The sequence below is a fragment of the Massilia sp. GCM10023247 genome, assembly GCF_042653325.1.
Lineage (GTDB): Bacteria > Pseudomonadota > Gammaproteobacteria > Burkholderiales > Burkholderiaceae_D > Telluria.
Genome location: NZ_JBHSIB010000011.1, coordinates 522,152 through 547,277 on the forward strand (window position 1 = coordinate 522,152; position 25,126 = coordinate 547,277).

Annotated in this window: 20 protein-coding genes; 18 read left to right on the forward strand and 2 right to left on the reverse strand. The window is 70.0% G+C overall.

From position 1 onward, the window contains the following. Positions 1-41: 41 nt before the first annotated feature. From ACFPAH_RS12690 to ACFPAH_RS12765, 16 genes are all read left to right on the forward strand, one after another. Positions 42-1,049, forward strand: coding sequence for a bifunctional MaoC family dehydratase N-terminal/OB-fold nucleic acid binding domain-containing protein (locus ACFPAH_RS12690; protein ID WP_379745603.1), 1,008 nt, complete (start codon positions 42-44; stop codon positions 1,047-1,049). Beyond that, positions 1,046-2,179 carry an acyl-CoA dehydrogenase family protein gene (locus ACFPAH_RS12695; protein ID WP_379745607.1) on the forward strand — a complete coding sequence of 378 codons (1,134 nt, stop codon included), beginning with the start codon at positions 1,046-1,048 and terminating at the stop codon, positions 2,177-2,179. The genes ACFPAH_RS12690 and ACFPAH_RS12695 overlap by 4 nt, the downstream gene beginning before the upstream one ends. Next, positions 2,151-2,570 carry a MaoC family dehydratase gene (locus ACFPAH_RS12700; RefSeq protein WP_379745611.1) on the forward strand — a complete coding sequence of 140 codons (420 nt, stop codon included), beginning with the start codon at positions 2,151-2,153 and terminating at the stop codon, positions 2,568-2,570. Before ACFPAH_RS12695 ends, ACFPAH_RS12700 begins: the two co-directional genes overlap by 29 nt. A 20-nt stretch (positions 2,571-2,590) precedes the next feature. Further along, a complete protein-coding gene (locus ACFPAH_RS12705) occupies positions 2,591-3,769 on the forward strand; it encodes a lipid-transfer protein (RefSeq protein ID WP_379745614.1) in 1,179 nt (392 codons plus the stop codon). Positions 3,770-3,787: 18 nt separating this feature from the next. Next, positions 3,788-4,957 carry an acyl-CoA dehydrogenase family protein gene (locus ACFPAH_RS12710; protein WP_379745617.1) on the forward strand — a complete coding sequence of 390 codons (1,170 nt, stop codon included), beginning with the start codon at positions 3,788-3,790 and terminating at the stop codon, positions 4,955-4,957. 27 nt (positions 4,958-4,984) lie between these two features. Then, a complete protein-coding gene (locus ACFPAH_RS12715) occupies positions 4,985-6,169 on the forward strand; it encodes an acyl-CoA dehydrogenase family protein (protein ID WP_379745620.1) in 1,185 nt (394 codons plus the stop codon). 9 nt (positions 6,170-6,178) lie between these two features. After that, on the forward strand, positions 6,179-7,315 hold the full coding sequence (locus tag ACFPAH_RS12720; RefSeq protein WP_379745623.1) for an acyl-CoA dehydrogenase family protein: 1,137 nt from the start codon (positions 6,179-6,181) through the stop codon (positions 7,313-7,315). Positions 7,316-7,317: 2 nt separating this feature from the next. Further along, complete coding sequence (locus ACFPAH_RS12725) at positions 7,318-9,042, forward strand: class I adenylate-forming enzyme family protein (RefSeq protein WP_379745626.1); 1,725 nt, start codon at positions 7,318-7,320, stop codon at positions 9,040-9,042. A 203-nt stretch (positions 9,043-9,245) separates the two neighbouring features. Then, a complete protein-coding gene (locus ACFPAH_RS12730; protein WP_379745628.1) occupies positions 9,246-11,021 on the forward strand; it encodes an FAD-binding protein in 1,776 nt (591 codons plus the stop codon). Positions 11,022-11,049: 28 nt separating this feature from the next. After that, positions 11,050-11,811, forward strand: a complete 762-nt coding sequence (locus ACFPAH_RS12735; protein ID WP_379745630.1) for an SDR family oxidoreductase — start codon at positions 11,050-11,052, stop codon at positions 11,809-11,811. Then, positions 11,808-12,863 carry a 2Fe-2S iron-sulfur cluster-binding protein gene (locus tag ACFPAH_RS12740; protein ID WP_379745631.1) on the forward strand — a complete coding sequence of 352 codons (1,056 nt, stop codon included), beginning with the start codon at positions 11,808-11,810 and terminating at the stop codon, positions 12,861-12,863. Before ACFPAH_RS12735 ends, ACFPAH_RS12740 begins: the two co-directional genes overlap by 4 nt. Positions 12,864-12,865: 2 nt before the next feature. Next, a complete protein-coding gene (locus ACFPAH_RS12745) occupies positions 12,866-14,485 on the forward strand; it encodes a FadD3 family acyl-CoA ligase (RefSeq protein ID WP_379745633.1) in 1,620 nt (539 codons plus the stop codon). A gap of 103 nt (positions 14,486-14,588) precedes the next feature. Beyond that, on the forward strand, positions 14,589-15,329 hold the full coding sequence (locus ACFPAH_RS12750) for an SDR family NAD(P)-dependent oxidoreductase (protein ID WP_379745636.1): 741 nt from the start codon (positions 14,589-14,591) through the stop codon (positions 15,327-15,329). Positions 15,330-15,339: 10 nt separating this feature from the next. Further along, positions 15,340-16,128: an SDR family NAD(P)-dependent oxidoreductase gene (locus tag ACFPAH_RS12755; protein WP_379745639.1), complete on the forward strand. Its 789-nt coding sequence runs from the start codon at positions 15,340-15,342 to the stop codon at positions 16,126-16,128. 7 nt (positions 16,129-16,135) lie between these two features. Further along, entirely contained in the window at positions 16,136-16,765 is a 630-nt protein-coding gene (locus ACFPAH_RS12760) for a nuclear transport factor 2 family protein (protein ID WP_379746021.1), read from the forward strand. Between the two features lie 10 nt (positions 16,766-16,775). Further along, entirely contained in the window at positions 16,776-17,837 is a 1,062-nt protein-coding gene (locus ACFPAH_RS12765; RefSeq protein WP_379745643.1) for an alkene reductase, read from the forward strand. A gap of 89 nt (positions 17,838-17,926) precedes the next feature. Here ACFPAH_RS12765 and ACFPAH_RS12770 read toward each other — a convergent pair whose 3' ends face one another. After that, positions 17,927-20,059 carry an FAD-dependent oxidoreductase gene (locus ACFPAH_RS12770; RefSeq protein WP_379745646.1) on the reverse strand — a complete coding sequence of 711 codons (2,133 nt, stop codon included), beginning with the start codon at positions 20,057-20,059 and terminating at the stop codon, positions 17,927-17,929. Positions 20,060-20,347: 288 nt separating this feature from the next. Between ACFPAH_RS12770 and ACFPAH_RS12775 the strand changes: the two genes are divergently transcribed. Next, entirely contained in the window at positions 20,348-21,724 is a 1,377-nt protein-coding gene (locus ACFPAH_RS12775; protein ID WP_379745649.1) for a DUF1329 domain-containing protein, read from the forward strand. 28 nt (positions 21,725-21,752) lie between these two features. Further along, positions 21,753-23,351: a DUF1302 domain-containing protein gene (locus tag ACFPAH_RS12780; RefSeq protein WP_379745652.1), complete on the forward strand. Its 1,599-nt coding sequence runs from the start codon at positions 21,753-21,755 to the stop codon at positions 23,349-23,351. A gap of 153 nt (positions 23,352-23,504) precedes the next feature. Here ACFPAH_RS12780 and ACFPAH_RS12785 read toward each other — a convergent pair whose 3' ends face one another. After that, complete coding sequence (locus ACFPAH_RS12785; RefSeq protein WP_379745655.1) at positions 23,505-25,076, reverse strand: amidase; 1,572 nt, start codon at positions 25,074-25,076, stop codon at positions 23,505-23,507. Positions 25,077-25,126 lie beyond the last annotated feature (50 nt).

Below are 25,126 nucleotides of genomic sequence, written 5' to 3' on the forward strand. Positions count from 1 at the left end.
GCTGGCCCGGATCAGCGAAGCGATGTTCTAAGGAGGAAGTCTTGCTTGATCAAGAATGGATGAAGGACGTGCGCGCCCTGGTGGGCAAGGAGTACGGGCGCGTCGACAGCTGGGACCCGGTCAATGCGCCGATGGTGCGCCACTGGTGCGAGGTCATGGGGATCGAGAACCCGGCCTATACCGACCGCCGATATGCCGCCGAGTCGGCGCACGGCGCCCTGGTGGCGCCGCCTGCGATGCTGCAGGTCTGGTGCATGGAAGGCATGCACCTGAATAACTACCCGCCCGGCTCGACCACGGAAAACCCCTACGAAGCGCTGGTGTTGATCGAGGCGCAGGGCTACCCCTCGGTAGTGGCGGTCAATTCCGAACTCGAATTCGACCGCCCCGTGCGCGAGGGCGAGCAGCTCTATTACACGACGCGCCTGGAGTCGATCAGCGAACAGAAGACGACCGGCCTGGGCACGGGCTTTTTCGTGACCCTGGTGATGACGTATTTTTCGCGCGGCGCGGCGGCCGACGGCGGCGACGAGCGGGTCGGCACCTTGCTGTTTCGCGTCTTCAAATTCAAGCCGGCCGGCGCGCCGGCCGCCAGCGCACCGGAGGCCGCACCCGCCGCGCGGCCGAAACCGAAGCGCCCGCAGCCGGGCATCAGCGACGACAACCGCTTCTTCTGGGACGGCGTGAAGCAGGGCAAGCTCCTGATCCAGCGCTGCACCTGCTGCCAGAGCCTGCGCCACCCGCCGGGACCGGTCTGCCCGAGTTGCCACTCCTTCGACTGGGACACGCTCGAGGCCTCCGGCCGCGGCACCGTGTATTCCTTCGTGGTGATGCATTACCCGGAAGTGCCGCCTTTCGATACGCCCAACCCGATCGGCCTGATCGAGCTCGAGGAAGGCACGCGCCTGGTTGCCCAGCTGATCGGCGTGGCGCCCGGCGAGATCCGCATCGGCCAGGCCGTGCAGGTCGAATTCCACACCTTCGACGACGAACTGGTGCTGCCCCAGTTCCGGCCGGTGGCCGAGCGTGACGCGAAGGAGCCGGCATGAACTTCGAACCGAGCGAGGACGCGCGCGCGTTCGCCGACACGGCGCAGGCCCTGTTCGCCGACTATTGCGGCGACGAGCAGCTGCGCGGCCACGATGCCGGCGGCGCGCCCTACATGGAAGCGCTGTGGCGCCAGTGCGTGGCCGCCGGGCTGCACACGATCGTGGTCCCGGAAGCCGAGGGCGGCCTGGGCCTGGGCATGGAAGAACTCACCTGCGTGCTCGAGCAGCAGGGCGCCGCGCTGGCCCTGGTGCCGCTGTGGGAATACCAGCTGGGCCTGGCGGCGGTGCTCGAATTCGGCCTGCCGCCAGCGCGCGAGAAAGTCCTGGGCGGGGCGCCGGAGCGCGAGCTGCTGGCGCTCTCGCTGGCCTCGCTGTACGCCGCGCGCGGCCCCTCCCTGCGCGCGCTGCGCATCGACGGCGGTTTCCGGATCAGCGGCTGCGCCGCCGCGGTGCCGCTCGGCGCCCAGGCCGCGCGGGCGCTGCTGGCGGTCGACCTCGAGGGCAAGCAGCGCCTGCTGCTGGTCGACCTCGACAACCCGGCGGTCAAACGCAAGCCCGGCACCACCCAGCACCACCTGGCGGTGGCCGACCTGGTGTTCGACGCGCTCGAGGTCGGCGTCGACGGCTTGCTGGCCGAGGCGGCCCTGGGCTGGCTCGAGCCGCGCGCCATCGCCTGCCTGGCCGCGCTGCAGCTGGGCGTGAGCACGCGCCAGCTGGCGCGCACCGTCGAGTATGTCGCCGAACGGCGCCAGTTCGAGCGCGTGATCGGCTCCTTCCAGCTGGTGGCCGCGCAGATGGCCGACGGCCAGATCGCGGTCGAGGCGCTGCGCAGCCTGCTGGCCCAGCTGGTCTACCGGCTCGACGCCGGCCAGGGCGTCATGCCCCAGGCCTGGTCGACCCGCACCCTGGCCTGCGAAGCCGGGCACCGGGTCGGCCACGCGGCCCAGCACGTGCACGGCGGGATCGGGGTCGACACCTCCTTCCACATCCACCGTTTCCTGTTCTGGAGCCGCGCGCTTGGCCTCGCGCTGGGCGGCACGGCCCAGAACCTCGCAAAGCTGGGCGACTGGCTTGCTGACCACAACACTTTAGGCTGGAAATATGACCTCCCAGAAGACCAAGCGGTTTGAAGACGTGCGCCTCGGCGATGCGCTGCCGAAGCTGGAGATCCCGATCACGGTGCCCCTGATCGCCGGCGGCGCGATCGCCACGCGCGATTTCTTCCCCGGCCACCACGACCTGGAGGCGGCGCGCGCCCTCGGCTCGCCCCACGTATTCATGAACATCCTCACGACCAACGGCCTGGTGCAGCGTTTCGTCGAGTCCTGGGCCGGTCCGGAGAGCTGCATGAAGACGCTCAAGATCAAGCTCGGGGCGCCCAACTATCCGGGCGACAGCATGACCCTGTCCGGGCAGGTGAGCAGCATCCTGCCTGAAGAGCGCAGCGTCGAACTGTCCTTGCAGGGCAAGAATTCCCTCGGCAACCACGTCACCGGCACGGTGCGCGTACAACTGCCCTGAACGGCACAAGGAGCTAGGCTATGTCGAACAACAGTATTTCGGGGCGCGCCGCCATCGTCGGCCTGGGCGCCACCGAATTTTCGAAGAACTCCGGGCGCACCGAATTGCGCCTGGCGATGGAGGCGACGCTGCAGGCGCTGGGCGACGCCGGGATCGACCCGTCGGAGGTCGACGGTTTCTGCTCCTACTCGGTCGACAAGGTCCCGGAGTACGAGATCGCGCGCCTGCTCGGGGCGCCCGACATCAAGTTCTTTTCTCAGATTCCGCACGGCGGCGGCGCCGCCTGCGCACCGGTGATGCATGCGGCGATGGCGGTCGCCACCGGCGCCGCCAAGACCGTGGTCGTCTACCGCGCCATGAACGAGCGTTCCTGGTACCGCTTCGGCACCGGCAGCTACGGCTTCGGCGCGACCCCGTTCTTCGACAACGTCAACTACGGCTGGTACATGCCGCACGGCTTCCACACGCCGGCGGCCTGGGTCGGCATGTTCGCGCGGCGCTACATGGAGCTCTACGGCGCCACCAGCGAAGACTTCGGCCGCATCTCGGTGGCGGTGCGCGATTTCGCCGCCACCAACCCGAAGGCCTTCTTCTACGGCAAACCGATCACGCTCGAGGACCACCAGGCCTCGCGCTGGATCTGCGAGCCGCTGCGCCTGCTCGACTGCTGCCAGGAGTCGGACGGCGCGGTGGCCATGGTCATCACCTCGAGCGAGCGCGCGCGCGACCTGCGCCAGAAGCCGGTCGTCATCCGCGGCGCCGCCCAGGGCATCAGCAGCGGCCAGCAGAGCATGACCTCGTTCTACCGCGACGACATCAGCGGCCTGCCCGAAATGGGGCTGGTGGCGCGCCAGTTGTGGGAGCAGAGCCGGATGACCCCGGCCGACATCCAGACCGCCGTCATCTACGACCACTTCACGCCCTTCGTGCTGCCGCAGCTCGAGGAATTCGGGTTCGTCAAGCGCGGCGAGGCCAAGGACTTCATCCGCGCCGGCCAGCATGCGCGCGGCGGCTCGCTGCCGATCAATACCCACGGCGGCCAGCTCGGCGAAGCCTATATCCACGGCATGAACGGGATCGCCGAGGCCGTGCGCCAGGTGCGCGGCAGCGCCGTCAACCAGGTCGCCGGGGTGCACAACGTCCTCGTCACGGCCGGCACCGGCGTGCCCACCAGCGCCCTGATCCTGAGCGACGACTAAACAGAAACGGAGTACCGCATGTTTGTAGACCTGAGTCCGGAACAGCAGCGCCTGCGGCTGCGCGTGCGCGACTATTTCAACGAGCTCATGACGCCCGAGCTGCGCCTGCAGCTGCGCGGCGCCGAGGGCGGCGAGCTGTATCGCAAGGTGATCCGCCAGATGGGCCGCGACGGCTGGCTGGCGGTCGGCTGGCCCAGGGAGCACGGCGGCCAGGGCTATGCCGCGACCGAGCAGCTGATCTTCTTCGAGGAAGCCAACATCGCCGGGGCGCCGCTGCCCTTCGTGACGATCAGCACGGTCGGCCCGGCCCTGATGGCCTTCGGCACCGAGTACCAGAAAAAGACCTTCCTGCCGGGGATCGCCGCCGGCGAGATCATCTTCGCGATCGGCTATTCGGAACCGAATGCCGGTTCCGACCTGGCCGCCTTGAGCACCACGGCGCGTGTCGAATCGAATCGTTTTGTCGTCAATGGCAACAAACTGTGGACGTCGGGCGTCGAATCGGCCGATTACGTGTGGCTGGCGGCGCGCACCAGCACCGAGCTGGCGCGTCACAAGGGCATCTCGCTGCTGATCGTCGATACCCGCGCGCGCGGCTTTTCCCACACCATCATCGATACCGTGGGCAACGCGACGGCGGCGACGTATTATGACGAGGTCGAGGTGCCGGCCGCGATGCTGGTCGGCGAGCTGCATGGCGGCTGGAAGCTGATGACGGCGCAGCTGAACCACGAGCGGCTCGGCCTCGGTTCCTGGTCGGACAAGGTGGCCGGCCACTTCAGCCGCGTGCTGCAATGGGCCCGGGTGAAGGACGAGCATGGCCGGCGCGCGGTCGACCAGCCGTGGGTGCGCACGGCGCTGGCGGAATGCTATACGCGGATCGAGGCGATGCGCCTGATTAACTTCCGGATTGCCGCCGCGCTCGAAGCGGACAAGCTCGACGTCGCCCTGGCCTCGGTCACCAAGGTCTACGGCTCCGAGGGCGCGATCGAGATCCTGCGCCGCCTGGCCGAGGTGATGGGCGCGGGCAGCCTGGTGCGCGCCGGCTCGGCCGCCGCCGCGCTGCTGGGCGAACTCGAATACGAACTGCGCGCCGCCACCGTCGTCACCTTCGGCGGCGGCACCAACGAACTGCAGCGCGAGCTGATCGCCCAGTTCGGCCTGAACATGCCGCGCCCCGTGCGCTGAGCAGCCCTTGCCCTACCAGGAGAGAGCATGAGTGATAACGAGTCATTTCGCCAGGAAGTGAGGCAGTGGCTGGAACAGAACTGCCCGCCGTCCATGCGCACCCCGATCGTCCCCGACGAGATGGTCTGGGGCGGCTCGCAGGTGCAGTTCAGGAGCGAGGACCAGCGCCTCTGGTTCGAGCGCATGCGCGAGCGCGGCTGGTTCGCGCCGGGCTGGCCGCGTGCCTACGGCGGCGGCGGGCTGGACCCGAAACAGGCGCGCATCGTCGAGCAGGAGATGGCGCGCCTCGGCTGCCGCCAGCCCCAGTACAACCTCGGCATCTGGATGCTGGGTCCGGTGCTGCTGGAAGTGGGCACCGAGGAGCAGAAGCGCGAGCACCTGACCCCGATGATGGAAGGCCGGGTGCGCTGGTGCCAGGGCTTCAGCGAGCCGAACGCCGGCTCCGACCTGGCCAGCCTCAAGACCTCGGCGCGCCGCGAAGGCGATGTCTTCATCGTCAACGGTTCCAAGATCTGGACCTCGGACGGCGACAAGGCCGACGCCATGTACGCGCTGGTGCGCACCGACAGCAGCGTGCGCAAGCAGGACGGCATCAGCTTCCTGCTGATCGACATGCACGCGCCCGGCGTCACGGTCAAGCCGATCGAGCTGATCAGCGGCAAGTCGAGCTTTTGCCAGGTGTTCTTCGACGAGGTGCGGGTGCCGGCGGCGAACCTGGTAGGGGAGCTGAACGGCGGCTGGCCGCTGGCCAAGAAGCTGCTGCAGCACGAGCGCGCGGCGATGGCGACCTTCACCGAAGGCGCGGCGCCCTCGCACGATGCGCTGGCCCTGGCGCGCCCCTACCTGTTCGACGCCGACGGCGCCCTGCGCGAACCGGCCCTGCGCGCGCGCCTGGCCGCTCTGCTGATGGACGCCCAGGCCTTCACGCTGACCCATGCGCGGGTGACCGAGGAAGCGATGGCGCGGCGCGACGTCAGCGGCCCGGCCTCGATCATGAAGCTGGTGATGACCGAGCAGGAGACCGCCAAGTACGAGCTGCTGACACAGGTCATGGGACACCGCGGACTGGCCTGGGAAGGCGAGGAGTTCACGCCGGACGAACGCGCGGTCTGCCGCAGCTGGATGCTGGCCAAGAGTTATACGATCGCCGGCGGATCGAGCGAGATCCAGCTCAATATTATCGCCAAGCGCGTGCTTGGCTTGCCCGGCTGAGGAGACCTTATGGGTATGCTGTTGAACGATGAGCAGTGCCAGTTGCGCGACAGCGCAGCCGAATTCCTGGCGGCGCGCGCGCCGGTGGCCGCGCTGCGCGCGCTGCGCGACCGGCGCGATCCGCTCGGCTACGACCCCGCCCTGTGGCGCGAGGTGGCGGACATGGGCTGGACCGCGGCGGTGTTCCCCGAGTCCGAAGGCGGGCTCGATTTCGGTTACCAGGGACTGGGCGCCGTCTTCGAGCAGGCCGGGCGCACGCTGGCGGCGATGCCGCTGCTGTCCTCGGTGGTGCTGGGCGGCGGCCTGCTGCTGGCGGCGGGCGACGCCCGCCAGCGCGCCCTGATCGCCTCCGTCATCGGCGGCGAAACGCTGCTGGCGCTGGCCCTCGAGGAAGAGGGCCGCCACGCCCCGGCACGGGTGGCCACCACGGCGCGCCGCGACGGCGAGGGCTGGGTGCTCGACGGCGAAAAATGGATGGTGCTCGACGGCCATGTGGCGAACCTGCTGGTGGTCGTCGCGCGCAGCGCCGGCGCCCCGGGCGACCTTGCGGGCCTGAGCCTGTTCCTGGTCGACCCGAACGCGGCCGGCGTGAGCGTGCAGCGCACGATTATCGTCGACAGCCGCAACGCGGCCCGGGTCCGCCTGGAAAACGTCAGGGTGGCGCAGTCCGCGCTGCTGGGCGAGGCCGGGGAAGGCTACGCACCGCTCGACGCCGTGCTCGACCGCGCCCGCATCTGCCTGGCCGCCGAGGCGCTGGGCGTGATCGTCGAGGCCTTCGAGCGCACCAATGCCTACCTGAAGGAGCGCATCCAGTTCGATGCCCCGATCGGCTCCTTCCAGGCCCTGCAGCACCGGATGGCGCGCCTGTACGTCGAGATCGAACTGCTGCGCAGCTGCGTGGCAGCGGCGCTGGCGGCCATCGATGCCGGCAGCCCGGACGTGGCGCTCCTGGCCAGCCTGGCCAAGGCGCGCGCCGCCGACCTCTGCGAACGGGCCCTGAACGAAGCCGTGCAGCTGCATGGCGGCATCGGCGTGACGGACGAACTCGATATCGGCCTGTTCCTGAAACGCGGGCGCGTCATCGGGCAAAGCTTCGGCGACGGCGTCTTCCACCGCGACCGCTACGCCAGCCTGAAAGGATTCTGAGCATGGACCTGCTACGTTTTTCCGAGGCCGAGCTGAACGACGCCTGCGCGGCCTTCCACGCGGCCCGCGCCCGGCTGACGGCGCCCGGCGCGCCCTTCGAGCTGGCCCAGGAAGAGATCGACGGCATGCCGGCCATGGTCTACAAGAACGCGCCGCGCAGCCTGCCGGAGGCGCTCGCCGCCGGCCGCGCGCACGGCGACAAGCCCTTCCTGGTCTTCGGTGCGGAGCGCTGGAGCTTCGCGCGCTTCTTCGAGGCGGTCGACGCCCTGGCCGCGCGCATGCAGACCGTGTTCGGCATCGAGGCGGGCGACCGGGTCGCGATCATGATGCGCAACCGGCCCGAGTGGGCCATCGCCTTTGCCGCCGCCGCCAGCATCGGCGCGGTGCCGGCGCCGATCAACTCCTTCGGCCTGCGCGAGGAATTGCTGGACGTGCTGACCGACCTCGCGCCGCGCCTGCTGGTGTGCGACGCCGACCGCCTGGCGCGCGTCGCCGACGGCCTGGCCGGCCTCGGCTGCGACACCATCGTGGCCGACGCCGAGCCGGCGCCGGCGCCCCGGGTGCACGGCTACCGCGCGCTGCTCGAGCGGCCGTCGGCGCCGCCGAGGCCGGCCGAGCCCGCACCCGGCGACCCGGCCCTGATCCTGTACACCTCGGGCGCCACCAGCCGCGCCAAGGGCGTGCTGTCGAGCCAGCGCGCCGTGTGCCAGGCCCTGTACAACATCGACTACATCGGCGCCGTCTCGGCCCTCGGTTCGCCGGAACGGATCGCCGCCATGATGGCGCGCGGCTTCGCACCGACGACCCTGATGGCGGTGCCGCTGTTCCACGTCAGCGGCCTGCACGCGCAGCTGCTGACCTCCCTGCGCAACGGCCGGCGCCTGGTCTTCATGCAGCGCTGGGACCCGGCGCGCGCGATCGAGCTGATCCGGGAGGAGGGCGTCACCCAGTTCAACGGCGCGCCCTCGATGGTGATGCAGCTGATGGCCGAAGAGGGCTTCGACGGCGAGGCCACCCGCAGCCTGGCCGGGATCGGCTTCGGCGGCGCCGGCCTGCCGCAGCGGGTGATCGACGACCTGCTGCGGCGGCGCCCCGATTCGATGTCCGGGATCGGTTTCGGCCTGACCGAAACCAACGGCGCCGGCGCGGCGGCCTCGGGCGACCTGTTCGCCTGCAAGCCGCGCAGCTCGGGCCTGCTGTCGCCGATCGTGGCGCTGCGCGTGGCGGGCGAGGACGGCCAGCCGCTGCCGCCCGGCCAGCCCGGTGAACTGTGGCTGCGCGGGGTGACGCTGATGGACGGCTACTGGGGCGACCCGGAAACCACCCGGCGCGCCAGGACCGACGGCTGGTTCCGCAGCGGCGACGTCGGCTACCTCGACGAGCGCGGCTTCCTGCACGTGGTCGACCGGATCAAGGACGTGATCAACCGCCAGGGCGAGAAGATCGCGGCCAGCGAAGTCGAATCCTGCCTGCTGCGCCATCCCGACGTGCTGGAAGCGGCCGTGCTGGCGATGCCGGACGAGCTGGCGGGCGAGGCGGTGGTGGCGGTGGTGGTCGCGCGCGCCGGTGCCGAGCTCACCGAGGCGGCGCTGCGGGCCCATGTCGGCCTCCACCTGGCCTCCTACAAGGTGCCGGCGCGGGTCCACCTGCGCCCCGGCACGCTGCCGCGCAACGCGGTCGGCAAGCTGCTCAAGTCGGCGCTGAAGGACGAGTACCGCGCCGCCTGAGGCGCGCGTCCCACGTTTGCTGTCCCCGGCGCCCGCCGCCGGGGAGCGTCTCCTTTTTCACCCCGTTTCCTCACCCCTTGCCCGGACCGCGCTGGTAGTCCGGATAGACGATGGCTGCGCCGGCCCCCGGTGCGAGGATGCTGCATGCGATTCCAGCATGCGTCGCATCCGTGGGCAGGTCCCGTCAAACGCAAGGAGGAACAGTGGAACAGAATTTCGATGTGGTGGTGGTCGGTTCGGGCGCGGGCGCGCTGCTCGCGGCGGTGCGCGCGGCCGACGAGGGCCTGAGCGCCCTGGTGGTGGAGAAGGCAAGCCTGATCGGCGGCACCTCGTCCACTTCGGGCGGCGGCATCTGGATCCCCAACAACCACGACATGGCGCGGGCCGGCCTGCGCGACAGCCTCGAAGCCGCCTTCACCTATGTCAAGACCTGCGCGCGCGGCATGTCCAGCGACGATCGGATCCTGGCCTACCTGGAGACGGCGCCGCGCATGGCGCGCTACCTCGAGCAGATCGGCGTGCGCTACCGCAGCGTGCCGAAGTATGCCGACTACTATCCGACCCTGCCCGGTGCGATGGCAGGCGGGCGCACCATGGACCCGGCCGACTTCGACGCCGGGAAGATCGGGGTCGAGGCGCTGTCCGAGCTGCGCAACAACAATCCCGGCCAGCTGATCCTCGGCCGCATGACGATGAACGCCTTCGAGGCGCACACCCTGCTGTCGCGCGAGCGCTTCGCCAAGCCGAAGCTGATCTGGCTGATGCTGCGCTACGCGCTCGACTACCCGTGGCGCAGCAAGACCACGCGCGACCGCCGCATGACCGGCGGCCAGGCCCTGGTCGGCGGCCTCTTCGCGGCGCTGCGCCAGCGCCAGGTGCCGTACTGGCTGAACAGCCCGATGCGCTCGCTGCGCATCGAGAACGGCCGCGTCACCGGCATCGTCGTCGAGCGCGAGGGCAAGGAAGTCGTGGTCGGCGCGCGCAAGGGCGTGGTGCTGGCCGCCGGCGGCTTCGAGCGCAACCAGCAGATGCGCGAACAATACCTGCCGCTGCCGACCGACCACACCTGGACCGCGACCCCGCCCGAAGGCAATACCGGCGACACCATCCGCGCCGGCGCCGCCGCCGGCGCCAGCCTGCACTTGATGGGCCATACCTGGGGCGCGCCGACGCTGCGCGTGCCGGGCGAGGACCGCAACCGCGCGCTGTTCGTCGAGCGCTCGCTGCCGGGCTGCATGGTGGTCAATGCGCGCGGCGAGCGCTTCCTGAACGAGTCGTGCCCGTATCCGGAGTTCCAGCAGGCGATGTTCGCGGACCACGCGCGCATCGGCGGCGAGATCGGCGCCTGGATCGTGTTCGATGCGAACTTCCGCCGCAAGTACCCGCTCGGGCCGCTGGGACCGGGCGAAGCCCAGCCCGACCACCGCCTCAAGAAGAGCTGGCTCGGCACGGTGTACTGGAAGGACGACACCCTGGAGGGCCTGGCGCGCCAGATCGGGGTCGATCCGGCCGGGATGGCGGCCAGCGCCAGGCGCATGACCGAGTTCGCGCGCACCGGCCAGGACCTCGAGTTCGGGCGCGGCAGCGACGTCTTCGACCGCTACTACAGCGACCCGAGCGTCAAGCCGAACCCGAACCTGGCGCCGATCGACACCGGGCCGTTCTACGCGATGCGACTGTACCCGGGCGACATCGGCACCAAGGGCGGCCTGCTGACCGACCGCGACGGCTGCGTGCTGGACGACGGCGGCCAGCCCATCCCCGGACTCTACTGCACCGGCAACAACTCGGCCTCGGTGATGGGCCCGGCCTACCCGGGCGCGGGCGCCACGCTGGGGCCGGCCATGACCTTCTCGTTCCGCGCGGTGGCGCACATGCGCGGCCAGGCGATCCCGCTCGAGCGCACCGACCTGCTGGAGCAGGCCGGAGCGGCGGGCACGGCAGGTACGCGCGAACCGGCGCTGGCGGCGGGCCGCTGAGCGGCACGGATTCAAACAAGGAAAGACAATGACGGGACAAGTTCAGGGCAAGGTGGTCATGGTGACCGGCGCTGCCAGCGGCATCGGGCGCGAAGACGCGCTGCTGCTGGCGCGCGAAGGGGCGCGGGTGGTGCTGGCCGACGTCGACCGCGAAGCGGGACAGGCGCTGGCGCGCGAGATCGGCGAGGCCGCGCTGTTCGTCGAGCACGACGTGGCCAGCGAGGATGACTGGCGGCGCGCGATGGCGGCCGTGCATCGGCACTGGGGCCGGCTCGACGTGCTGGTGAATAATGCCGCGATCCTGCTTCCCGGCTCGATCGAGACGGCCACGCTGGACGAGTGGCGCCGGGTCATGCGGGTCAACACCGACTCCTGCTTCCTCGGCTGCAAATTCGGGCTGGCGGCGATGAAGGAAGAGGGCGGTTCGATCGTCAACATGGCCTCGGTGTCGTCATGGCTGCCGATCGACACCTATGCCGCCTACAGCGCCTCGAAGGCGGCGGTCGCCTCGCTGACCCGCACCGTCGCCCTGCATTGCCGCAAGAGCGGCTACCGGGTGCGCGTCAATTCGGTGCATCCGGACGGCGTCTACACCCCGATGATGCAGGCTTCGGCGCCCGGCGTCGATCCGAAGCACCTGCTGTTCGATCCGGTGGCCAACCGCGGCGGGCGCGCCTGCATGCCGCAGCAGGTGGCCGAGGTCGTGCTGTTCCTGGCCTCGGACGCCTCGCGCGCCATCAGCGGCGCCGAGATCCGGGTCGACAACGCCATCCACGGAATGGGCTTATGACGGCCGGCGCTTCCCGTTACCACGGCCTGCGCGTGCGCGCGGTGGTCGACGAGACCGCCGACGCGCGTTCGCTGGTGCTCGAGGTGCCGCCGGCGCTGGCGGACCAGTTCCGCTACCGCAGCGGCCAGTTCCTGACCCTGCGCCTGCCGCTGGCCGGGCGCCACCTGCCGCGCTGCTATTCGATGTCGAGCGCGCCCGGCCTCGACGACGCGCTGCGGGTCACCGTCAAGCGCGTGCGCGGCGGGCGCGGCTCGAACTGGATCTGCGACCGGGTCAAGGCCGGTGACACGGTCGAGGCGATGGCGCCGGCCGGCGTGTTCACGCCGCGCAGCCTGGACGGCGACTTCCTGCTGTTTGCCGGCGGCAGCGGCATCACCCCGGTGCTGTCGATCCTGCGCAGCGTGCTGGCCCGCGGCGCCGGGCGCATCCGCCTGGTCTACGCCAACCGCGACCAGGACGCGGTGATCTTCCGCGACGAGCTCAAGTCCCTGGCCGCCGCCCACCCGGCGCGCCTGCAGGTGATCCACTGGCTCGACGTGGTGCAGGGCGTTCCCTCGGCCGCGCAGCTGGCCGCGCTGGCCGAGGGCTGGACCGGCCCCGGGGCCGAGGCCTTCATTTGCGGCCCCGGACCCTTCATGGACGCCGCCGTGGCGGCCCTGCAGGGCGCCGGCATGCTGGACGAGCGGGTCCACGTCGAGCGCTTCGTGTCGCTGCCCGAGGAGGAGGAGGGCAGCGCGGCCGCTGCGCCGCCGCCTGCGCCAGTGGGCGGCGTGGAGCAGGCCGAGATCGAGGTGCAGCTCGACGGCGCCACCCACCGCATCCCCTGCGCGGGTAACGAAACCCTGCTCGACGCCGCCCTGCGCGCGGGCTTGAATGCGCCGCATTCCTGCCAGGCCGGGATGTGCGCGTCCTGCATGTGCCAGGTGGTCGAGGGCGAAGTGCACCTGCGCCACAACGAGGTGCTGGACCAGAAGGATCTCGCCCGGGCCTGGACCCTGAGCTGCCAGGCGATTCCGCTGACGAGCAATGTGCGTATCAAATTTCCGGAGTAAGCATGAGCAGTGAACTCGCATCAGAAACCGCCGACGCCACGCTGCCCGGCACCCTGCCGCAGATGATCCGCCAGGCCGCCGCGCGCTTCGGCGCCCAGGCGGCGATCGTCGACGGCGAGCTGACCATCGACTACCGCGACCTGGCGCGCCGCACCGAAGAGGCGGCCGCGGCCCTGATTGCCCTCGGCGTCGAGGCCGGCGACCGGGTCGCGATCTGGGCCCCGAACCTCTACGAATGGATCATTGCCGCCTGCGGCATCCACGCCGCCGGCGCCGTGCTGGTGCCGATCAATACCCGCATGAAGGGCGCGGAAGCGGTCCACGTGCTCGAACGCAGCCGTGCCCGCGTGCTGTTTTGCATCGGCGACTTCCTCGGCCAGTATTATCCCGACATGCTGGCCGGCCTGCGCCCCGGTTCGCTGCGCCAGGTGGTCGTGCTGCGCGGCGCCGCCCGCGCCGGCGACCTGGCCTGGGCCGACTTCCTGGCGCTGGCCCGGCAGGTGCCGCCGGCGGCCGTGCATGCGCGCGAGGCGGCGCTCGGCCCGGACAGCACGGCCGACCTGATGTTTACCTCGGGCACCACCGGCCAGCCGAAGGGCGTGCTGGCCGCGCACGGGCCGGCGATCCGCGCCTTCCACGCCTGGTCGGGCATCACCGGCCTGGGCGCGGGCGACCGCTACCTGATCATCAACCCCTTCTTCCATGCCTTCGGCTACAAGGCCGGCTGGATCGCGGCCTTCCTGCGCGGCGCCACCGTCTACCCCTGCCAGGTGTTCGACGCCACCGAGATGCTGCAGCGGATCGCGCGCGACCGCATCAGCTTCCTGCCCGGGCCGCCGACCCTGTTCCTGAGCATGTTGGCCCATCCCGAGCTGGCCTCCTTCGACCTTGGCTCGCTGCGCGGCGCGTGCACCGGCTCGTCCTCGGTGCCTCCGATCCTGATCACCCGCATGCGCGAGGAGCTCGGCATCGCGCGCGTCACGACCGCCTACGGGCTGACCGAATGCGGCGGCTGCGCCACCGTCTGCGATCCGTCCGACAGCGCCGAAACCATCGCCACCACCTGCGGCAAGGCCTTGCCCGGCACCGAGGTGCGCTGCGCCGATTCCGAAGGGCGCCCGGTGGCGCCGGGCGAGCCGGGCGAAGTGCAGCTGCGCGGCTACCACGTGATGCAGGGCTACTTCGAGGACGAGGCGGCCACGCGCGAGGCGATCGATGCCGACGGCTGGCTGCATACGGGCGACGTCGGCGTCCTCGACGAGCGCGGCTACCTGCGTATCACCGACCGCCTGAAGGACATGTTCATCGCCGGCGGCTTCAACTGCTATCCGGCCGAGATCGAACGCATCCTGGCCGCGCACCCTGCGGTGGCCCAGGTCGCGGTGGTGGGCGTCGCCGACGAGCGCATGGGCGAGGTCGGCTGCGCCTGCGTGATCGCGCGCGAGGGCGCCACCCTCGACGGCGCCGAACTGGTCGCCTGGTCGCGCCGCAACATGGCCAACTACAAGGTGCCGCGCTACGTGCTGGCCTTCGACGCCTTCCCGCTGAACGCCTCGAACAAGATCGTCAAGCGCGACCTGGCGCGCATCGCCGGCGCGCGCCTGGCCGAGTCTCGACTTTAGTCTCATCGGACGATGGTGGGCGCGGCGCTTGCCGCTACTCTGAATCGAGCGGATCGCCGGGCGCGGTCCGCCTTCCAATCCATCCAACAGGAGACACAGGACAATGAAACTCAAGGGCAAAGTGGCGCTGGTGACCGGCGCCGGGCAAGGCATGGGACGCTCGATCGCGCGCCTGTTCGTGGAAGAGGGCGCGATCGTGGTCGCGCTCGACCTGAACCTGGAAGCGGTCGAGGAGACCATCGGCGCGAACAACCCGGAAGGCACCTCGATGGCGCGCAGCGTCAACGTCACCGACAGCGCCGCCGTGCGCGCCGTGTTCGACGAAGCGGTGGCGAAATACGGCCGCATCGACGTGGTCGTCAACAGCGCCGGCATCGGTTCGCTCGACACCCTGGCCGAGACGCCGGACGAGAACTGGGCGCGCGTGATCGGGGTCAACCTGACCGGCACCTTCTACTGCGTGCGCGAAGCCGTGCGCACCATGCAGGCGACTTCCACCCGCGGCTCGGTGATCAACATCTCGAGCTCGTCGGCGATCAACGGCGAAGGCCCTTCGCACTACTGCGCTTCAAAAGCCGGCGTGATGGGCCTGACCCGCAGCGCGGCCAAGGAAGTCGCTCCGAGCGGCATCCGCGTCAACACCATCCTGCCGGGCCCGACGCGCACCCCGATGATGGCCGGCATCCCGGACGAGTGGGCCGACGCCATCGTCAAGGCGGTGCCGCTGGGCCGCATGGGCGAGCCGGAAGAGATCGCGCGCGTGGCGCTGTTCCTGGCGGGCGAGGACAGCAGCTTCATGACCGGCCAGAACGTGGCCGTCAACGGCGGCATGGCATTCATCTGAGGAGCGTGGAATGACACAGCAAAGTACAGCAGCAAAACGCCTGGAAGGCAAGGTCGCCTTCGTCTCGGGCGGCGGCACCGGCATCGGCAAGGCGACGGCGATCCGCCTCGCCGAGGAAGGCGCGACCGTGGTCATCTGCGGGCGCCGCCAGGGACCGCTCGACGAAGTGGTGGCGCAGATCGCGCACGCGGGCGGCAAGGCCGAGGCGGTACAGGCCGACGTCGGCGACGAGGCCCAGTATGTGGCGGCGATCGAAGGCGCCTGCGCGCGCCACGGCCGCTTCGACATCCTGGTCAACAATGCGATGGCCTATACCTGGGGCGCGATCGATTCGATCTCGACCGAGGACTGGCGCGCCAACTTCACGACCTCGGTCGACGGCACCTTCTGGGGCACGCGCACCGCCATGAGGCTGATGAAGGAAGGCGGCGGCTCGATCGTCAACCTGTCCTCGATCTGCGGCACCCTCGGCTCGCCCTGGATGGCCGGCTATTCGGCGGCCAAGGCGGCCGTCATCAACTTCTCGCGGGTGGCCGCGGTGGAAGGCGCGCCGCACAACATCCGGGTCAACGTGATCATCCCGGCCGTGGTCGAAACCCCGGGCACCGCCGGCATGCTGACCGACGAGAAGGCGCGCCGCAACACCGAAAAACTGATCCCGATGGGACGGGTCGGCCAGCCGGGCGAAGTCGCCAACGCGATCCTGTTCCTGGCCAGCGACGAATCCTCGTATGTGACCGGCGCGGCGATCCCGGTCGACGGCGGCCGCTCGGCGGTCCTGGTCACGGCACTCGAATAGGACGATGATGAATCCAGACACAGTTGAAGCCCGCATCGAGCGCCTCGAATCGCTCGATGCGATCCGCCAGCTCGCCGCCCGCTACGCGCTCTCGCTCGACATGCGCGACATGGATGCCCACGTCAACCTGTTCGCGCCCGACATCCGGGTCGGCAAGGACAAGGTCGGGCGCGCCCACTTCAAGGCCTGGCAGGACCAGACCCTGCGCGAGCAGTTCACCGGCACCTCGCACCACCTCGGCCAGCACATCATCGAGTTCAAGGACCGCGACCATGCCACCGGCGTGGTGTATTCCAAGAACGAGCACGAGTGCGGCGCCGAATGGGTGATCATGCAGATGCTCTACTGGGACGACTACGAGCGCATCGACGGTGTCTGGTATTTCCGCCGGCGCCTGCCGTGCTACTGGTATGCGACCGACCTGAGCAAGCCGCCGATCGGCGACATGAAGATGCGTTGGCCGGGGCGCGCCCCGTACTCGGGCACCTTCCACGATCTGTTCCCGTCCTGGAAGGAATTCTGGGCCGAGCGGCACGACAAGGACAGCCTGCCGCAGGTGGCGCCGCCGGCGCCGCTGGAGCAATTCCTCGACACCATGCGCCGCGGCACGCCCGCGCCGCGCATCCGGGTGCGCTGAAAGGATGGCAATGAGCGAATATTTGTTTCAGCCGGTGAGCCTGGGCGAACTGCGCCTGGCGAACCGGATCGTGATGGCGCCGATGACGCGCAACCGCGCCGCGCCGAACGGCGACCCGACCGAGATCATGGTCCAGTACTATGCCGAGCGCGCCGACGCCGGCCTGATCGTCGCCGAGGGCAGCTGGCCGAGCGCGGCCGGCCAGGCCTATTGTCGCCAGCCGGGCATCGCCACCGATTCCCAGGTGGCGGCCTGGCGCCGCGTCACCGACGCCGTCCACGCGCGCGGCGGCCAGATCGTGCTGCAGATCATGCACGGCGGGCGCATCGGCAGCCGCCACATCAAGCCCGAAGGGGTCGAGACGGTGGCGCCGTCGGCCGTGCGCGCCGCCGGCGAAATCTATACCGACAGCGCCGGCATGCAGCCCTACGACCTGCCGCGCGCCCTGAGCACGGCCGAGGTACGGGCCGTGGTCGAGGAATACCGCCAGGCCGCGCTCAATGCGCGCGCCGCCGGCTTCGACGGCGTCGAGCTGCACGGCACCAGCGGCTACCTGCCGATGCAGTTCCTCAGCACCGGCACCAACCTGCGCAGCGACGAATACGGCGGCGCGGCGCCGGCGCGCGCCCGTTTCGCCTTCGAATGCCTGGCGGCGATGGCCGAGGCGATCGGCCCGGGACGGGTCGGCCTGCGCCTGAATCCCGGCAACAGCTACAACGACATCGTCGATGCCGATTCCGCCGCCAGCCACGCCGAACTGATGCGCCAGGCCGCGCCCCTCGGCCTGGCCTACCTGCACGTGATGCGCGCGCCGACGCCAGGCATCGACGCCTTCGCCATGGCGCGCGAGTGCTTCGGCGAGCGCCTGATCCTGAACGACGGCTTCGACAGCGCCAGCGCCGAACAGGCGCTCGCGGCCGGGCAGGGCGCGGCGGTTTCGTTTGCGCGCCACTTCATCGGCAATCCGGATTACGTAACCCGTGCGCGCCAGGGGTTGGCGCTGGCCAAATTCGACCGCAAGCTGCTGTACACGCCGGGTCCGGCGGGTTACACCGATTATCCGTCGCTATAAAAAACGCGTGGAGTCGGGACTCCACCCTACGGTATACCTCGGTTCGTAGGGTGGAGTCCCGACTCCACGCGTAAACGTCGATCTGCCGCCTACCCCTCCAGAATCGCCGACGCAGCGCTAGCCGCCCCGCGCATCGCGCCCTCGATATACCCCACCCCCGTGCAGTCGCCCACCGTATGCACCGCGAGCCCCTCGGCCCGCAGTGCCTCGGCCAGGCCCAGCTCGCCGCGCGCGCCCTTGGCAACGATCACGTGGTCCGCTTCGAGCGCGCGTTCGGCCTTCCTGCTGTCGAGGAAGCGCACCGCATCGCTGTCGATGCGGATGCTGCTCGCCGCCGCGTGCAGGCCGACCCCGTGCTCGGCGAGTTCCTCCAGCAGGCGCATGCGGCGCACCACGGTCAGGCCGGCGCCGAGGCGCGCGCAATCGTCGACCACGCTCACGCTGCGGCCGCGCTCGGCCAGGAATTCGGCCAGCTCCAGCCCGACCAGTTCGCCGCCGACGATGACGATCCGTTTCCCGAGCGGCATCCACTGGTGGCTGGCCTTGCGCACCATGTCCAGGTTGGCCGAGACGCCGGTGGCGGCGCCCAGCTTGGTGGCCATGCGCGCGGCCCAGCCGACCTTGCGCTTGAGGGCGGCCGAGTCCTCGCCCAGGATCAGGGCGCGCATGTCGTCCCCGCTCAGGACGTGGGTCCGGTCCGCGCCCGGCAGCGACGGCAGGTCGCGCACGGCGCCGCTGGCCACCACCACCGCCTGCGGCTCGAGCGAGCGGATCAGGGCGGGCGTCGCCTCGGTATTCAGGCGCACCTCGATCCCGAGCAGGTCGACCTGTCGCCGCAGCCAGGCCAGCAGGCGCTCGTTGGGGGCGTAGCCGAGGGCGGCGAACTGCAGGGTGCCGCCGAGGCGGTTGCCGCGTTCGAGCAGGATCACCTGCTGGCCGGCCTCGGCGAGGCGGCGCGCCGCTTCCATGCCGCCCGGCCCGCCGCCGACGACGACCACCCGGCGCCGCGCGCTGCTGCGCGGCGGCGCCACCACGTATTCGAAACCGGTGCGCGGGTTGACGGCGCAGCGCACCGGGTCGCCCGTGTAGATCGCGCTGATGCAGGTATAGCAGTAGATGCAGGGCAGGACGTCGGCCGCGCGGCCGGCGGCCAGCTTGTTCGGCAGTCCCGGGTCGGCCAGCAGCTTGCGCCCCATGGCGATGAAGTCGACCGAGCCGTCGGCGATATGGGCGTCGCCCACCTCGGGATCGACCCGGCCCGAGGCGATCACGGGGATGTCGAGCACGGCCTTGATCGCGGCGGCGGCCGGCAGGTTGATGCCCGGCTCCTGCGGCGTATGCGAGCCGGAATGCAGCTTGCCCTGGGTGGCGTCGTGGTAGGCGGTGACGGTGATGGCGTCGGCGCCCGCCTCCTGGGCCATGCGCGCGGTGGCCTGGGCGTCGGCTTCCGTGATGCCGTTGTCGACGCCGCGCTCGCAGGCGTCGAGCTTGCACCAGACGGCGAAATCCGGGCCGACCGCCGCGCGCACGGCGCGGATGGTCTCCAGCAGGAAGCGGGTGCGGTTTTCCAGCGAGCCGCCGTATTCGTCCCCGCGCTTGTTCGATTTCGGCGAGACGAAGGCCGACAGCAGGTAGCCGTGGCCGCCGTGGATTTCGACGCCGTCGGCGCCGGCGCGCTGGGCGCGCACGGCGGCGGCGGCGAACTGCCCGACCACCAGCGCGATGTCCTCGCGCGTCATGACCCGGTAGGTGAAGGCGCCGATCTTGCTGAAGGGCGCCGCTGCCAGCTCTTCGAGCAGGAAGGCCTGGGTGAAGTCGCGCGTCGGCATCGCCGGCAGCGAGGGCACCCAGACCGGGCGCCCGTCCACCATGTCCTGCATCGCCACCGGGCCGGCGTGGTGCAGCTGCACCGAGAATTTGGCGCCGTGCGCATGCACCGCGTCGACCACCGCGGCCAGGCCCGGAATGAAGCGGTCGTCCGAGAGCGCGACCTGGTTCGGCATGTTGCCGCCCACCGGCCAGGCCACGCCGGCCGTGCCGGTGTTGACCAGGGCGGCGCCGCCTCTGGCCTGTTCCTCGTGGTAGGCGCGCATGCGTTCGCCGCAGGTGCCGTCGGGTTCGGCCAGGTTGACCCCCATGGCGGTGACGATGATGCGGTTGCGCAGTGCGAGCTTGCCGATGCGCCCGGCCGAGAGCAGGTGTGCGTATTCCTGGACTGCCATGTTGTCTCCTGTTGTTCTGTCTGGATGCGGGCCGCGCGGCCCCCTGCACGATTATGGTCCCGCGCGCGCGCGCCGGTAATCGTCCATCCGGACGACGCCGGAAGGCAAGCGCGTGCGGCGCCGCCTCGCACAAGCAGCGTAGTTCAAACAGACGATGATGCCGGCCCCGATGTGCTTTGACAATGGGCCTGCCGATTCCACCAGAAACCCCGCCAAGGACAGGCACGGCGGCAGCGTACGCACTACCGGTTTCCCCCCGATTGATTGTGCAGGTAACAGGAGACAAGCATGAATAAAATGTTGTTGATCGCGCCCCTTGCGGCGACCGCCTTGCTGTATTCCGGACTGGCCGCGGCCAAGGTCACGGCCGCCGAGGCCGAGAAGCTGGGCAAGGACCTCACTTGCGTGGGCGCCGAAAAGGCTGCCAACAAGGACGGCTCGATCCCGGAATTTTCCGGCAAGTGGCTGGGCACGCCGCCCGGCATCGCCTACAAGCCCAATGTCGGCCAGCACCCGGTCGATCCCTACGCGAGCGAGAAGCCGCTGTACACGATCACCGCGGCCAACATGGCCCAATACGCGTCCCGGCTGAGCGACGGCCAGAAGGCGATGTTCGCCAAATACCCGGCCAGCTTCCGCATCCCGGTCTATCCGGGGCACCGCGATTTCCGCTATCCGGACGGCGTGTGCGCGATCGCGAAGAAGAATGCGACCGAGGCCGAGATGACCGACGGCGGCCTCGGCTTCACCGGCCTGAAGGGGGCGGTGCCGTTCCCGATCGCCAAGAGCGGCGACGAAGCCGTGATGAACCACACCTATCCCTACCGCGCCTACAACGAGGACATCACCCGCGACTTCGCCAACGTCGACCCGAACGGCAAGATTACCTGGGGCCGGGGCTGGAACCGCAGCCTGAGCATCGTCAACATGCCCGACCAGCTCGGCAAGCCGATGGAGGGCGTGCAGGCCATGACGCGCTCGCTGACCCTGCTGCCGGAGCGCGAGAAAGGCATCATCAGCGTCTCGTCGGAACCGGTCAATTTCGCCAAGGGCAAGCGCCTGGCCTGGTCCTACGATCCGGGCACGCGCCGCGTGCGCCAGGTGCCCGAATACGGCTTCGACCAGCCGCTCAACGGCAGCGGCGGCAAGATGACGATCGACTCCGACCGCCTGTTCAACGGCTCGCCCGAGCGCTACAACTGGAAGCTGGTCGGCAAGCAGGAGCTCTACATCCCGGCCAACAGCTACAAGATCCACGGCAATACCATCAAGTATGCAGACCTGATCAAGCCGGGCCATGCCAACCCGGACTACATGCGCTACGAGCTGCGCCGGGTGTGGGTGGTGGAAGCGAACCTGAAGCAGGGCTACCGCCACCTGTACGCCAAGCGCGTCCTGTACCTGGACGAGGACACCTGGCATGCGGTCATGGCCGACTACTACGACGGCCGCGGCAAGCTGTGGCAGCACGCGCTGATCAATTACTACTACGCCTACGACATGCAGGCCTGGCATGCCGGCACCAGCTTCTACCATGACCTGAATTCGGGCGGCTATGTCGGCTACAACCTGTTCCAGGAAGCCAAGCTGGGCCCGATCCTGAACCGCGGCGACCTGAAACCGTCGATGTTCACGCCGGAAGCGGCGCGCTCGGCCGGCAACTGATCCCATGACGACAAGAAAAGAGACGCCCATGAACATCCGTAAGCAGCCCGGTCCGGTCGCGGCCGCGGTCCTCGCCCTGTGCGCCGGCGGCTCCGCCGTCGCCGGCGAGGCGATCCAGTTCCCCAATGGCCTCAAGCTGGACTGGCGCGCCAACACCTCCTACACGCTGGCGGCCCGGCTCCACGATCCAGACCCGGTGCTGGCAGCGTCCGCCGGCAGCAACGACGGCGACAACAACTTCAAGAAGCATGCGCTCACCGCCAACCGCGCCGCGCTGCTGCTCGAGTCGACGCTGTCGTACGGCGAGAGCGGCTTCGTCCTCTCCGGCAGCACCTTCTATGACCGCGTCTACCGCACCGAGAACGACAACACGGGCCCGGTCAACAAGCCGGGGCCGGTCAACCGCTTCACCGAGGCCACCCGGCGCTACCACGGCGGCTACAGCCGGGTGCTCGACGCCTACGCCTACACCGCCTTCGAGTTCGGCGAGGGCAGCCGCGCCACGGTGCGTGCCGGCCGCCACGTCGTCTCCTGGGGCGAAGCCCTGTTCTTCCCGAGTATTTCGCTGGCCCAGGGGCCGGCCGACGGCACCAAGACCGGGATCCCGGGCACCGAAACCAAGGACCAGCTGCTGCCGGAAGACCAGGTCTCGGCCTCGGTCGAGGTGACGCCGCGCTGGACCCTGCTGGCCCATGCGCAGTACAGCTTCCATCCGACGCTGGCGCCGGCCACCGGCTCCTACCTGAGCACCTCGGACGGCGTCGGCCCCGGCGCGACCTGCCTGAGCATCTACGTCAACGACCGCTGCAGCTTCGGCCTGCGCGGCCCGGACATCCTGCCGGACAAGCGGGGCCAGTGGGGCGTCGGCTCGCGCTTCCGGGCGACCGACCAGACCGAAGTCGGCCTGTATTACCTGAACTACCACGACCGCAGCCCGATCACCGAGATCAATCCCTTCACCAGCTCGTACCGGATCCATTATTTCGACGACATCAAGCTGCTCGGCGCGACCCTGTCGACCACCTTCGGCAGCGCGACCCTGGCCGCCGAGCTGTCGCACAAGCGTGGCGCGCCGGCGCTGGTGAACACGGTGGTCAACCCGGCCACGCGCGCGACCCTGGTGAACCCGACCCGCTCGGACACCACCCAGCTCAACATCAGCAGCTTCGCGAACATCGGCCGCACCTCCTTCGCCGATTCGATGCAGCTGCTGGGCGAGGTGGCCGCGGTGCGGGTGTCGAACGTCGAGCCGCGCAAGGCGCCCGGCGTCGAGGCGCTCGGGGCTGCCGCGGCCGCCTTCCCGGCCACCGACGCGCTCAGCTTCACGCGTTTCGGCCTGGCCGCGACGGCCCAGCTGGTGCTGGGCTATCCGGGCATCTTCAACGGCTGGGACTTGACGGTGCCGGTGAGCTACTCGCAGCAGATCCAGGGCCGCACCCTGCTCGGCGGCGTGGGCGGGGAGGGCGACAAGCGCGCCAGCCTGGGCGCCACCTTCACCTACAACAGCAACCTGCAGGTCAACCTCACCTACCTCGGCTTCTTCGGCAAGCCGGACCTGAACCTGGTCAGCAACCGCCTGCTGACGGACCGCGACCAGCTTTCGATGGTGGTGAAGTACGCGTTCTGAGGCACACCCTCCCGCAAGGACTCCAGGCCCGCCCGATGCAGATCGGGCGGGCCTGGACGTTTTCAGGGGGCGGCAGGCGAAGCGGGGCGGGGACGATGGGGACGTAAGCGAGGAAGGCGCGGCGCCTCCGGAGGAAGCGCCGCAACTGCGCTGTCAGGCCAGCGGGGCGCGCCGGCGCTCCCATGGACGCTCGCGCTCGAGCTGGGCGGCAAGGCGGAACAACAGGCCTTCGGCGCCCAGCCGTGCGGTGAACATCATGCCGATCGGCAGGCCTTCGTCGCTCCAGCCGAGCGGCACCGACATCGACGGCTGGCCGCCGACATTGGCCGGGATGGTGAAGGCCGCGCTGCCCATCGCGGCGCGCGCGTAGGTTTCGTAGGGCTGGTCGAGCGACAGTGCGCCCAGGACCGGGGTGAGGGTGGCGGTGACCGGCGACAGGATCACATCGTATTTCGCCAGCAGGCTCTCCATCCCCATCGTGACGTTCTCGAAGCCCTGGCGGGCGCGGTACAGCGCTTCGCCGGTGACGCCGGTTCCGTTGCGCAGCACGTGCTGCGTGACCATCTCCAGTTCGTCGGCAACGAAGGCGCGGCCGAGCTCTTTTTCGCGGTCGCGGACGGTGGTGACCAGGGCCGCGCTCACCGCCGCGCCGTGCGCGCCGAACAACTGGCCGGCATCGAGGCCGAAGCGCTCGGCTTCGATGTCGTGGCCCAGCCCGAGGAGCAGGCGCACGGTGTCGTCGAGGGTGCGGCGGATCTGCGGATCGAGCGGCGTGCCGGTCAGCGACTGGTCTACCAGGGCGACCCGCAGCTTGCCGGGCGCGCGCTTGAGTTCGGCGACGAAGGGCCGTTCGAGCGGCGCGCTCCAGTACGGACTGCCCGCTTCATGGCCCTGGCTGACGTCGAGCAGCAGCGCCGAATCGCGCACGCTGCGCGATACCACGTGGCCGACGCTGGCGCCGAACCAGCCCTCGAAGCGATGCGGCCCTGCCGGGGTGCGGTAACGGCTCGGCTTCAGGCCGAACAGGCCGCAGTACGAGGCGGGGATCCGGATCGAGCCGCCGCCGTCGGTGGCGTGGGCGGCCGGAACGATGCCGGCCGCCACCGCGGCGGCCGCGCCGCCGGACGAGCCGCCGACGCTGTATTTCAGGTTCCACGGGTTGCGGGTCTGGCCCCACTGGCGCGATTCCGTGGTGGTGGTCATGCCGAATTCGGGCGACGCGGTCTTGCCGAACACGACGGAGCCGGCCGCTTCGTAGCGTTCGACGATGGTGCTGCTGCGTTTCGAGGGCGGGGCATCGCGGAACAGCCGGCTGCCGTTCGTCGTGACGGTGCCGGCCACGTGGGTTTGCAGGTCCTTGATCAGCATCGGCACGCCGGCCAGGGCGCCTTTGCTGCCGGCGCCCGCCGCCAGCCGGGCACGCGCGCGCTCGTCGTGACGCATGACGACGGCATTCACGGCGGGGTTGACCGCATCGCAGCGCGCGATCGCGGCCGCCATCAGCTCCGAAGCGCTGAGCTGGCGCCGCCGTACCGCCTCGGCCATGGCGCTGGCGTCGAGCGCCAAGTAGTCGGCGGCGCTGATGGCGCCGCCAGGGGCTGACTTCGCCGCACGCGCGAACGCGGGCAGCAGGGCCGCGCCGGCGGCCAGGGTGCCGCCCGCGAGCAGGCGGCGGCGTTGGTGGTCGGGTGCGTCGGGTGCATCGGGTGGAGTAGGCTGGGTCACGGTGCGCGTTCCTGTCGATAAAGAGGGTGGCTGGACGAGGGGTCAGCCAG